Annotated in this window: 11 protein-coding genes; all 11 read left to right on the forward strand. The window is 57.3% G+C overall.

Annotation, left to right across the window (positions count from 1 at the left end; translation table 11 throughout):
• Positions 1-38 precede the first annotated feature (38 nt).
• Positions 39-2867, forward strand: coding sequence for a calcium-translocating P-type ATPase, SERCA-type (locus D3H35_RS07275; protein WP_119148420.1), 2829 nt, complete (start codon positions 39-41; stop codon positions 2865-2867).
• Between the two features lie 368 nt (positions 2868-3235).
• Positions 3236-3844, forward strand: a complete 609-nt coding sequence (locus tag D3H35_RS07280) for a TetR/AcrR family transcriptional regulator (RefSeq protein ID WP_119148421.1) — start codon at positions 3236-3238, stop codon at positions 3842-3844.
• A complete protein-coding gene (locus D3H35_RS07285; protein ID WP_158593982.1) occupies positions 3841-4260 on the forward strand; it encodes a DUF3995 domain-containing protein in 420 nt (139 codons plus the stop codon). Before D3H35_RS07280 ends, D3H35_RS07285 begins: the two co-directional genes overlap by 4 nt.
• Before the next feature lie 74 nt (positions 4261-4334).
• A complete protein-coding gene (gene purT, locus D3H35_RS07290) occupies positions 4335-5495 on the forward strand; it encodes a phosphoribosylglycinamide formyltransferase 2 (RefSeq protein ID WP_119148423.1) in 1161 nt (386 codons plus the stop codon).
• A gap of 111 nt (positions 5496-5606) precedes the next feature.
• Entirely contained in the window at positions 5607-6437 is an 831-nt protein-coding gene (gene dapF, locus D3H35_RS07295) for a diaminopimelate epimerase (RefSeq protein ID WP_119148424.1), read from the forward strand.
• Positions 6438-6568: 131 nt separating this feature from the next.
• Positions 6569-6850, forward strand: coding sequence for an ArsR/SmtB family transcription factor (locus D3H35_RS07300; RefSeq protein ID WP_119148425.1), 282 nt, complete (start codon positions 6569-6571; stop codon positions 6848-6850).
• Positions 6851-6919: 69 nt separating this feature from the next.
• Positions 6920-8116 (forward strand): MFS transporter, encoded by a 1197-nt coding sequence (locus tag D3H35_RS07305; protein WP_119148426.1) that lies wholly within the window; start codon positions 6920-6922, stop codon positions 8114-8116.
• A gap of 125 nt (positions 8117-8241) precedes the next feature.
• The gene (locus D3H35_RS07310) at positions 8242-10134 is read left to right on the forward strand and encodes a bifunctional homocysteine S-methyltransferase/methylenetetrahydrofolate reductase (protein ID WP_119148427.1); all 1893 of its coding nucleotides are present in this window, start codon (positions 8242-8244) and stop codon (positions 10132-10134) included.
• A gap of 679 nt (positions 10135-10813) precedes the next feature.
• Entirely contained in the window at positions 10814-11074 is a 261-nt protein-coding gene (gene remA / locus D3H35_RS07315; protein WP_027084220.1) for an extracellular matrix/biofilm regulator RemA, read from the forward strand.
• Between the two features lie 13 nt (positions 11075-11087).
• Positions 11088-11720 (forward strand): guanylate kinase, encoded by a 633-nt coding sequence (gmk, locus tag D3H35_RS07320; protein WP_119148538.1) that lies wholly within the window; start codon positions 11088-11090, stop codon positions 11718-11720.
• A gap of 4 nt (positions 11721-11724) precedes the next feature.
• The gene (gene rpoZ, locus D3H35_RS07325; protein ID WP_119148428.1) at positions 11725-11925 is read left to right on the forward strand and encodes a DNA-directed RNA polymerase subunit omega; all 201 of its coding nucleotides are present in this window, start codon (positions 11725-11727) and stop codon (positions 11923-11925) included.
• Positions 11926-12012 lie beyond the last annotated feature (87 nt).

Here is a 12012-nt window from a genome sequence, read left to right on the forward strand (position 1 = left end):
CGGCGGCGATACAGCGGTAAGCGGGAGGGAGAAGAGCGGTGGAAGGGAAAACGTGGCACCAAATCGACGTGACGGAGCTGGCGTCAAGGCTGGGCACCGATCCGAAAAACGGGCTGTCGGCGGAAGAGGCCGCGCAGCGGCTGCAACGGCACGGAGCGAACGAGCTGCAGGAAAGGAAGGGGGAGTCGCCCCTTAAGCTGCTGTTGAATCAATTCAAAGATTTTATGGTGCTTGTGCTCGTCGGTGCAACCGTCATTTCCGGCTTGCTGGGAGAAATGCTGGACGCGCTTACGATCATCGCGATCATTCTTATTAATGGAATCCTAGGCTTTTTTCAGGAATTCAGAGCCGAACGATCGCTTAGGGCGCTCAAGGAGCTGTCAGCCCCCTCCGCCAAAGTGGTGCGGGACGGGACGCTGCTGACCGTTCCGGCGAACAGCCTCGTTCCGGGCGACCTCGTTCACGTGGAAAGCGGGGATCGGGTTCCGGCGGATTTGCGATTCATTGAATGCAGCCAATGCTCGGTGGACGAGGCGGCGCTAACGGGCGAATCCGTTCCGGTCGTCAAATCGTTCCAGCCGATTGCAGCAGAGGAGCTTCCTCTCGGCGACCGGAAAAACTGCGGTTATCTCGGCACGATGGTTACTCGAGGAACGGCGAAAGGCATCGTCACCGTAACCGGAATGTCCACCGAGATGGGAAAGATCGCAGACCTCATTCAGCAGACCGAGGAAGCGGAGACGCCGTTGCAGCGTAGGCTTGAGCAGTTGGGAAAAATATTGATCGTGGTCGCGCTGCTCCTGACCGTTCTAGTCGTTGCCGCAGGCGTGCTTCATGGGCAGCCGCTTTACGAAATGTTCCTGGCCGGCGTCAGCCTGGCGGTCGCGGCCATTCCGGAAGGGCTGCCGGCTATTGTTACCATTGCGCTCGCGCTGGGCGTCCAACGAATGATCAAGAGGCGAGCTATCGTTCGAAAGCTGCCGTCCGTCGAGACGCTGGGATGCGCCTCCGTCATATGCTCCGACAAGACGGGTACGCTAACGCAAAATAAAATGACGGTCACCCGGCTTTGGGTCGGAGGAGACCGGCGGATTGACGTAACGGGCGAAGGCTATGGCCCCGCGGGTTTGCTGCAGGAAGCGGGCAAGACGATCGATCCGAAAGGGGACGCCGTCCTTCGCAGATTGACTCAGGTGGCGGCTTTGTGCAACAATGCCGAGCTTGCCCGCGAAGAACGGAGCGAAGAGCCGAAGCGGCGGAAGGCGGCCGGCAAAGCCGGCGAAGGAGAAGCGGACGAGCAATATGAATGGAAGGTAAAAGGAGATCCGACCGAGGGAGCGTTGCTCGTGCTCGCCACCAAGACCGGCTTGCCGCGTACTTCTCTCGACAAGCTTTACGATAGAGCGAAGGAATTTCCTTTCGATTCCGAGCGCAAGCGGATGTCCGTGCTGGTCGATCATCAAGGGGGCAGGCTGCTGTGCTCGAAGGGCGCCCCGGACTTGCTGGTGGAGCGCTGCGGATACGTGCTGTGGGGCGACCATGTGGTGCCGTTTACCGGGACGCTGAGGCAGAAGGTGCTGCAAGCGAACGAAGCGATGGCCAAGGACGCGCTTCGCGTTCTGGGGTTCGCCTACCGGGACGTGAAGCCTCACGAAACGTGCGAAACGGAGGAAACGGCGGAAAATGGGCTGATTTTCGTCGGGCTGGCCGGTATGATTGACCCTCCCCGCAAGGAAGTCGAGGAAGCGATCGTGAAATGCCGCCAGGCCGGTATCAAAACGGTTATGATTACCGGCGACCACGGGACGACAGCGGAAGCGATAGCCCGCAGTATCGGCATCATTCCCCGCGGCGGACGAGTCATTAGCGGGGCCGAGCTCAACCAGATGAACGATGCGGATTTGGATAAGGTAGCCGACGAAGTGAACGTCTATGCCCGCGTGTCTCCGGAGCACAAGCTGCGTATCGTCCAAGCTTTGCAGCGGCGCGGCCATGTCGTCGCGATGACCGGCGACGGAGTCAATGACGCTCCGGCCGTCAAAGCGGCCGATATCGGCATTTCGATGGGCATTACCGGCACGGACGTAACGAAGGAAGCGTCGGCGCTCGTTCTCGCGGACGACAACTTCGCCAGCATCGTCGCGGCGGTCGAGGAAGGGCGCGGCATATACGAGAACATCCGCAAATTTATCCGTTACCTGCTCGCATCCAACGTAGGCGAGATTATGACGATGTTCCTGGCGATGATGATGGGACTGCCGCTGCCGCTCGTTCCGATCCAGATATTGTGGGTCAACCTCGTGACGGACGGTTTGCCGGCGATGGCGCTCGGCGTCGATCAGGCGGAAAGCGATTTGATGCGTCAAAAGCCGAGATCGGCCAAGGAAAATATTTTTGCTCGCCGCTTGGGCTGGAAAATTATTAGCCGAGGCATCCTTATAGGCGTCTGCACGCTCGCCGCGTTCATGCTGACGCTCGGAAGCGGGGCAAGCGACGCGGCAGCGCTCACCCACGCGCAAACCGTCGCCTTCGCGACGCTCGTCATGGCCCAGCTCATCCACGTGTTCGATTGCCGCAGCTCCCGCTCCATTTTTCACCGCCGCTTTTTTGAGAACAAGTTTTTGGTGCTGGCCGTTCTGTCCTCGCTGCTCCTCATGCTGGCGGTGCTTTATCTGGAGCCGCTGCAGCCGGTGTTCAAGACGGTGCCGCTCTCCCTTCGCGATTGGGCGCTCGTACTTGTGGCTGCTGGAATCCCGACGTTCCTGATGGGTATCGGCAGCGTGCTCGGCACGTCCAAGCCGAAGCGCCGCTCGAACCGGATCGACTATCGAGGAACGGGAACGCAGCCCCGACCTTTCGCGCGTTGAGAATGGATTGCCGCAAAAGCCGTTCGCGCTTAGGACCTGCACAGGTCTTGAGGCGGGCGGCTTTTTTGATGCGATTCATAGTTGTTGGGCGGCAGCTGCGGCGGGGTCCCTTTTTCGAAATTTGTGCCATTATCCCTTCGGTTCAGGAGTACGCAAAACAGCCGTCTTCTGACCGAAGGGATAATGGGACGTCGTCCGCGCCACCGGGGTGTTGCACTTTCGACGAGCTGCGAACCGACGCATGGAATAAAAGACTTGATTCCGCCGCAAATATTGGAAAATAAAGGTTGAAGCCGCCTTTTTCTTTGATTAAAATGACTATAGTCATAAAATGACCATGGTCATTTTATTTGAGGAGGCGGACCGACATGCTGCGAGAAGCGCGAAAAAACGAGCTGAAGGAGAAGCTGTTCCGCACGGCCGTGGAGCTGTTCCGGGAAAAAGGCTACGAGAACGTAACCGTGGACGAAATTACGTCGGCGTGCGGAGTGGCGAAGGGAACGTTTTTTAACCATTTTGCCAAAAAGGATCACGTCCTGCTTTACCTTGGCCGCTCGCAGGTGGAACGGATGGAAGAAATCGCAATAAAACTGCGCCAAATCAGCGATCCGAAGGAACGCGTCCGCTCGCTTTTTCGGAGCTTGCTGTCCCGTTACGAGAACGAAGGGCATTTGCTGCGCGTCGTCATGGCCGAGACGGTAAGGTCTGCGCTCCTGCTAAGCGAGGAAGAGAAGCTGGCGGGTGAGCTGCGCAAAGTCCTCGCGGAGCTGCTGGAGGAAGCGGCGGAGGACGGCCGTCTGACGAAACGATTCGGCCTGCCTGTACTTGCATCGGCGCTATGCGCTCTTTATTTTCAAGCTATGATGATGACAGCGTCCGGCGATAAGGAAGCGCAGAAGCTGTTGGACGAACAGCTTGACGCCGTTTGGGACGGATTTGGCGGGGCCGAGCGTACAGATGGGGGGACGAGACCGTGAAAGACGCGTCGTTGTGGGGCGGGGCAGCCATTCTATTTGCCGTTAGTATTCTTCATTTTTATTGGGCGTTCGGAGGAAGATGGGGAGGGAGAGCCGCCATTCCCGAGAAGGCGGCGGGAGAAGCGGTATTCGTTCCCCGTGCCCCGGAGACCGCGGCCGTCGCCGTTCTGGTCGCTTTTGTCGGTCTGTTGCTTCTTGCGCAGGGAGGGCTGCTGGATGCATACACTCCGAACGGGTTCACTTATTGGAGCGCGGTTGTATGCGGCTCCGGTTTTGCGCTGCGGGCAATCGGAGAATTCAAATACGTCGGCTTTCTGAAAAGAGTAAAGGGAACGACGTTCGCGAAGCTGGATTCCTGGCTGTATAGTCCTCTGTGTGCGCTGCTGTCGGTCGTATTTTGGCTGGCAATCGGTTGACAAGGGGTGGGCTTCTTGTTGTATAATGGTTGTTATGGAAATGGACATATGACAATCAGGGGGCTCATTCATTTATGTACGCGACGAAAAAAATAATGCTGCTCGGATCGGGCGAATTGGGCAAGGAAGTTATTATCGAGGCGCAACGGCTCGGAATCGAGACGGTGGCGGTAGATCGCTACGAAGGAGCTCCCGCTATGCACGTGGCGGATCGCAGCTACGTCATCGATATGCTTGACCGGGCGGCCGTAAGAGAATTGGCGCTTCGGGAGAAGCCGGATTTGATCGTGCCGGAGATCGAGGCTATTGCGACGGCGGAGCTTCTGGCGCTGGAGGAAGAGGGCTTTCGCGTCATTCCGACGGCTCGCGCGGCGAGGCTGACGATGGACCGGGAAGGCATACGGAGGCTGGCGGCGGAAACGCTCGGTCTTCCGACGGCAAAGTTCCAGTTCGCGGACACGTTCGAGGAGTTCGGCGCCGCGGCGCGAGAGATCGGGTTTCCGTGCGTCGTGAAGCCTTTGATGAGCTCGTCCGGCAAAGGCCAGAGCGTCTGCCGGAACGAAGAAGGCTTGGAGCGCAGCTGGGCGATCGCGATGGAGGGCGGCCGCGTGCAGCAGGCGCGCGTTATCGTTGAGGAATTCATTACGTTCGAATCTGAAATTACGCTCTTGACCGTCCGTACGGAGAGCGGAACGCTGTTCTGCGAGCCGATTGGACATATCCAGCAGGACGGCGATTACATCGAGTCGTGGCAGCCTCATCCGATGAGCGAAGCGCAAATCGCCGAAGCGAAGCGGATCGCCGGCGTTATTACGGATTCGCTCGGAGGCCTCGGACTGTTCGGCGTCGAGCTGTTCCTCGCCAAGGACAAAGTGTATTTCAGCGAAGTGTCGCCGCGTCCGCACGATACGGGCCTTGTAACGCTGGTCAGCCAGAACTTGTCGGAGTTCGCTCTGCATGTTCGTGCCATTCTCGGTTTTCCGATTCCCGAAATCGTCGTCGTTTCCCCGGGAGCGAGCCGTCCGCTGAAAGCGGAGGCTGAGTTCGCGTCCTATCGCGTGGAAGGCGTAGGTGACGCGTTGTCCGTTCCGATGACGCAAGTACGGATATTCGGCAAGCCTGTCACGAAGCCGGGGCGCCGCATGGCGGTGACGCTTTCTTCGGCGGATTCGGTAGAGGAAGCTCGGGCGCGCGCCAAGCAAGCGTTGGACAAGCTGCGGATTATCGGCGAATAAGCGGAAAAGTGCAAACAAAAATGAAAATGCTGTATGCTCATCCTCCCGTTTGTACGGTATGATAAATTACCGGATGAACGATACGGATTATGACCCTGGGAGGATTTGAAGATGGAATTTACGAAAATGCACGGGCTGGGCAACGATTTTATCGTCGTGTACGGCGAAAGCGAGCTCCCTGCCGATGCCGCCGAGCTGGCCGTTCGATTGTGCAATCGATTTTTCGGAATCGGAGCGGACGGGCTCGTCTACATTTTGCCGACGGACCGGGCGGATTTCAAGATGCGCATCATCAACTCCGACGGCTCGGAGGCGGAGCAGTGCGGCAACGCGATCCGCTGCGTGGCAAAGTACGTATACGACAATAAGCTGACGGACAAAACGGAGCTTACGATCGAGACGATCGGCGCAGGCGTTCAGCCGTTGACGCTAGAGACGCAAGACGGCAAAGCCGTTCGCGTGACGGTCGACATGGGCGCGCCGATATTGAACGGCCTCGACGTGCCGACGACGATCGATGCGAATCCCGTCATCGGGCAATCCGTGACGGTCGACGGCCGCGAGTTCCGGTTCACCGCCGTCTCGATGGGCAACCCTCACTGCGTCATCTACGTGGACGACGCCGTCGGCTTCGATTTGGCCGCTTGGGGCCCGAAGCTGGAGACGCATCCGTTGTTCCCGCGCAAAATCAACGTGGAATTCGCAAAAGTGAACAGCCGAGATCAAGTCGATATGCGGGTATGGGAACGCGGAGCGGGGCCTACGCTTGCTTGCGGCACGGGCGCTTGCGCGACTCTCGTCTCCTCGGTGTTGAACGGTTTGACCGATCGTAAAGCGACGATTTCGCTCGCGGGCGGAGACCTCTTCATCGAATGGAGCGAGGAGAACAACCGCGTATACATGACCGGTCCGGCCGCCATTGTGTATACGGGTACGGTGTAACGGAGCTTTAACGGGACAAGCCAGGGGAACCTCTTCTGGCTTGTTTTACTTTACAAGAGAAAATCGACGTGGTACTCTTATTTCGATACATATGGAAATAAAGAAACGATTGCGCGGGGAGGAGTATAACGATGGTTGAAGACATCGCCGACATCCAGCAAGCCGTCAAGGTGTATAAAGCGCTCGGGGAGCCGACAAGGCTGAAAATCGCCATGCTTCTGACCGAAGAACGGAATTTGTGCTGCTCCGATATCGCGGGTAAGCTGGAGTCGGTAGCCGGCTCGACGTTGTCCCATCACCTGAAGCAGCTGACCGAATGCGGCCTGCTCAACCTTCGCAAGGACGGAACGTATATTTACTACAGCGTTAACCGCACTCTGGCGGAGAAATACGCGCCTTATTTGCTGGAGTAATTTTTTTGCGTTATATTTCTATATATTTAGAAATATAAAAATAAAAGAGGCTGGAGAGGAGCTTGGACAATGCCGGATTCGTGGAAAATATATTTGCTGGCCGTCGTCAGCTTTTTGGTCGGAACGTCGGAAAATATTATCGCGGGAATATTGGATATGGTCGCCGGAGACGTCGGGGTTTCCGTAGCCGCCGCGGGGCAGCTTATTACCGTCTTTTCGATCGCTTATGCGTTCGGGACGCCGATTCTGATGGCGGTCACGGCTCGCATGGAACGACGGAAGTTGATGCTTGCCGCGCTGGGCGTGTTTTTCGTCGGAAATTTGCTTGCCTTCGCAGCTTCCGGCTTCATTCCGCTCATGGGCTCGCGAATCGTGCTGGCGCTTGGCACGGGAGTGTTCGTCGTAGTCGCGCTGATGGTTACTTCCAAACTGGCGGCTCCCGGGAAGCAAGGGAGCGCGATCGCGACAGTCGTCATGGGCTTCAGCACGTCGCTCATCGTCGGAGTGCCGCTCGGCCGGGTTATCGCGGCCGCTTACGATTGGAAGCTTATCTTTGCCGGCATCGGGGCGCTCAGCCTGCTTGCCATGCTCGCCATTTATCGAACGATCCCGCGCGCGGAGGGCGAGGAGCCCGTACCGATTCGCCGCCAGCTCGAATTGCTGAAGCAGCCGAAAATCGCGATTGCGCTGTCGGTCACCTTTTTCTGGATCGCCGGTTATTCCGTCGCTTACACGTATATATCGCCCTTTCTGCTAACCATTACGGGCCTTGACGAGAGAGGCGTGAGCATCGGGCTGTTCGCTTTTGGAATCGCCAGCCTGATCGGATCGAAGGTAGGCGGGTTCGGCACCGACAGATGGGGCATTCCCCGGACGCTCATCGGCGGCATGCTCGTTCATGCGCTGTCGCTGCTCCTGTTGTCGGCGTTTTCCCATTCGGCCGTCATCGTTTTTCCGCTGCTGATGCTGTGGGCTTTCTCGGCCTGGTCCTCCGGCCCGACCCAGCAATACAATCTGATGACGATCGCTCCGGAAGCTTCCGGCATTATGCTGAGTCTGAATGCTTCCGTCCTGCAGCTGGCGATGGCGGCGGGAGCGGGAGTCGGAGGCGTAATCGTCAACGGCGTGTCGCTGTCGGCGATTACATGGCTGGGAGCGGCCGGCGTAGCCGTCGCTGCGACCGCAGCGGCCAAATCGTTTGGGCTGCTGCCGATCCGGTTCCGCAAGCTGAAGAAAGACGTTCTGGAAGCCAATGCAGAGGCATAAACGACCGCGCTTATCAAAAAAATGGTACAGACCCGACCGATTTGGTCGGGTTTTGCCATTTTCCAAGCGGAGAAATTGTGCTACATTTAGAATACTTTAACGGATGGAATGGATGGGGAACGGGTATGAGACCGGATTTGCGCAGTGCGCTTTCGCTTTCGCATCGGCCGCTAGTCGGCGACGGGGCGATGGGCACCTTTTTATATCAGCTTGGCTTTCCCGTAGGAGTCTCCTACGAAGAGTTCAACCTTTTGAAGCCCGGCGTCATCGGAGACGTTCACCGCCGGTATGTGGAGGCGGGCGCGGAAGTGATCGAGACGAACACGTTCTCCGCCCAGCACGGAAAGCTGTCGAAGTACGGCTTGGAAAAGAAAGTCGAAGCGATCAACGCGGCGGGAGTCGCCATCGCGCGGGAAGCTGCCGGAGATCGGGCGTACGTCGTGGGAGCGATAGGCGCCATTCGGGCCGGCCGCCGCAGAGCGGTTCGTACCGCCACGATCAAGCGCGAATACGAGGAGCAAATCGGCGCGATTCTCGCGGCGGGCGTGGACGGGCTGCTGCTGGAGACGTTTTTCGATCTGGAGGAATTGTCTCTGGCGCTCGGCCTTATTCGAGCCAAGAGCGACCTGCCGGTCATTTGCCAATTCGCGGTAGAGGATACCGACCGCACGCATGACGGCGTTCTTCTCGGCGAAGCGTTTCGCCGTCTGAAGGGCGAAGGGGCCGATGTCATCGGCTTCAACTGCCGGAGCGGCCCGAACGCGATTTTGCGCGCGATGCAGACGATTCCGCGCGATCTCGGCGCATCGTTAAGCGCATTTCCGAATGCGGGCATCGCCGATCTCGTGGACGGCAAAGTCGTTTACTCGGCAACGCCGGAATATTTCGCTTCCTCCGCGCTGCGTTTCGCCGATTTGAACGCACGGCTGATCGGCGGCTGCTGCGGCACGACTCCCGATCATATCGCGGCGATTGCCAAAGCTCTGCGCGATTATTCGCCGTCTCCGGAGCGGGAGAATGGGAATGCGGGCGGCGTGGATTCTGCTGTGAAAACCGGGGCGGGAGCCGAGGAGCGTCCGGTTTACGACGGAGGCCGCTTCGGAGACGAGCCCTCCATCGTCGAGCTCGTCAAACACCGTCATACGGTTATCGTCGAGCTCGATCCTCCGCGAGATTTGGACATCGCGAAGTTCATGGCGGGCGCGAAAGCTTTGAAGGAAGCGAAAGCCGACGCCTTGACGATGGCCGACAATTCGCTCGCCGTTACCCGAATGAGCAACATGGCGCTCGCCGCTCTCGTGAAAGAAAGAATCGGCATCCGCTCGTTGGCCCACATCGCTTGCCGCGACCGCAACCTGATCGGAACGCAATCCCATATGATGGGCTTTGACGCGCTGGGCATCGACCATGTGCTTGCGGTCACGGGAGATCCGGCCAAATTCGGCGATTTGCCGGGTTCAAGCTCGGTCTACGACACAACCTCGTTCGAAATTATTCGGATGATCAAGCAATTGAACGAAGGGGTCGCTTTTTCAGGCAAGCCGCTCAAGCAGAAAGCCCGATTCGTCGTCGGCGCGGCGTTCAACCCGAACGTCAAGCATCTGGACAAAGCGGTGCAGCGGCTCGAAAAGAAGGTTCAGGCCGGGGCCGACTACATCATGACCCAGCCTGTCTATGACGCGGGGCTCATCGAGAGAATCGCCGAGGCGACGAAGCATATTCCGATTCCCGTTTTTCTGGGTATTTTCCCGCTTGCGAGCGGACGGAACGCCGAATATTTGCACAACGAAGTGCCCGGAATCCAGCTCTCCGACGAAGTGCGCGAGCGTATGCGCGGCCTCGAAGGTGCGGAAGGGCGCGCAGAAGGCGTCCGAATCGCACAGGAGCTGCTCGACACGGCGATGAAGCATTTCAACGGCATTTACTTGATGACGCCGTTCCTATCCTACGAGATGACGGTGGCTTTGACCGCCTATGTCAAAGAAAAAAGCGCCGTGATCGCCCAGGCGGGAGTCTAGGTCCGAACGGGCCGGCTCCAATTGCGGGTGAAGCAGCCGCTGCCGTCGAAGCTGCATTCTATCGTCGTACTGGCACACTATCGTCGTAAGGGTGCACTAGCATCGAACTGGCGCGTTATCGTCGAAGTTACGCCATCGTACATGAGCTGCGAAAGCGTGTTAACGGCGGATGAGGTATTTACGGCTGAAATGGGTTGCCAACCAACTGCCTATTAGGAATAGAACGAAACATTCGTCTTATTCCATGCAAATTTACTCCAATTGCGGCAGTAAGACGAATAAATCGTCGTATTCCCTAACTGCGCGCCCCAAATGGACGTATGAAGAGGAAATAACGACAAATATTCGTCTTATTCCGTCCCTCATGGAGTTGCAGTTGAGAATAGGACGAAAATTTCGTTCTATATGGTCAGAACGGACAGGGCGCGACCGATCGGGCCCGCGATGTACGACGCTCCGCCGATCGTTCGCTGCCCGGCGAGCCGCCTCCGGAGACATCGAAGCAAGCCGCAACCTCTTGTCCGTTCTATTGATTTGAAGTACAATATACAGATGAATATGAGGCATGTGGCAGACACATCCATTCTCGCAGTATGCGGAAGGCCGCTTCTGGCAACAATGGGAGCTAGTTCGGGTGCCTGCGGAGCTACTGGCGAGGAATACCGGAGGGAATGGTTTCATGGCGATCAAGTTGATCAATATCGGCTTTGGTAACATCGTATCTGCAAATCGGATCATTTCCATCGTTAGCCCGGAATCAGCGCCGATCAAACGGATCATACAGGAAGCACGCGATCGTCACATGCTAATCGACGCTACTTATGGCCGCCGTACGCGAGCCGTCATTATTACGGACAGCGACCATGTCATCTTGTCGGCGGTCCAACCGGAGACGGTTGCGCACCGGTTGTCGACCAAAGACGACGAACATGACGAATGAATCGGGGAAGTCCATGAACAGAGGGTTATTAATCGTATTGTCCGGTCCTTCCGGAGTCGGCAAAGGAACGGTGTGCACGGCATTGCGCGGCAAGCTGCCGGAATTGATTTATTCCGTTTCGGCTACTTCCAGACAGCCTCGTGAAGGCGAGCGGGATGGAGTCAATTACTTTTTCAAGACGCGCGAGCAGTTTCAGGATATGATAGCCCGCGACGCTCTGCTGGAGCATGCTGAATACGTAGGCAACTATTACGGTACGCCTCGGGAATTCGTCGAGAAGACTCTGGCGGAGGGCAAGGATATCATCCTTGAAATCGAAGTGCAAGGCGCGATCAAGGTCAAGGAGAAGTTCCCGGAAGGCGTGTTCGTCTTCCTGCTGCCTCCGTCTCTGAACGAGCTTAGGCAACGAATCGTCGGTCGAGGCACGGAGACGCAAGCGACGATCGATCACAGGCTGTCCGTCGCAATTGAAGAGATGAATCTTCTCTATCATTACGATTACGCCGTTGTGAACGATCAGATCGACTCCGCCTGCAGCCGGATTAGCTCCATTATCACGGCGGAGCACTGCAAACGGGAGAGGTTCCTGCACGAGTTGTTTCAGGAGCTGAAGCCGATTACCGCCGGAGAAAACGCGGAGAGGTGAAATTATGTTATATCCATCCATCGATGAATTGGTACGCAAGGTAGACAGCAAGTACACGTTAGTCGTCGCAGCATCGAAGAGAGCCCGTCATTTGCGGGAAGGCAAGGAATCCGCGCTGCACGCGCCGAAGTCGCACAAGTTCGTCGGCGTTGCGCTCGAAGAAATCTACGACGATTTTGTAACCGTAGAGCATCTCAAATCATAAGGCGCGGACCTCTACAAAGTCCGAAGGAAAGACAACCCGCGAGGTTGTTTTTTTTCTACTGTTCGGCTTCATTCGGCTCGTCCGGAA

Source organism: Cohnella faecalis, from assembly GCF_003570905.1.
Taxonomy (GTDB): Bacteria; Bacillota; Bacilli; order Paenibacillales; family Paenibacillaceae; genus Cohnella; species Cohnella faecalis.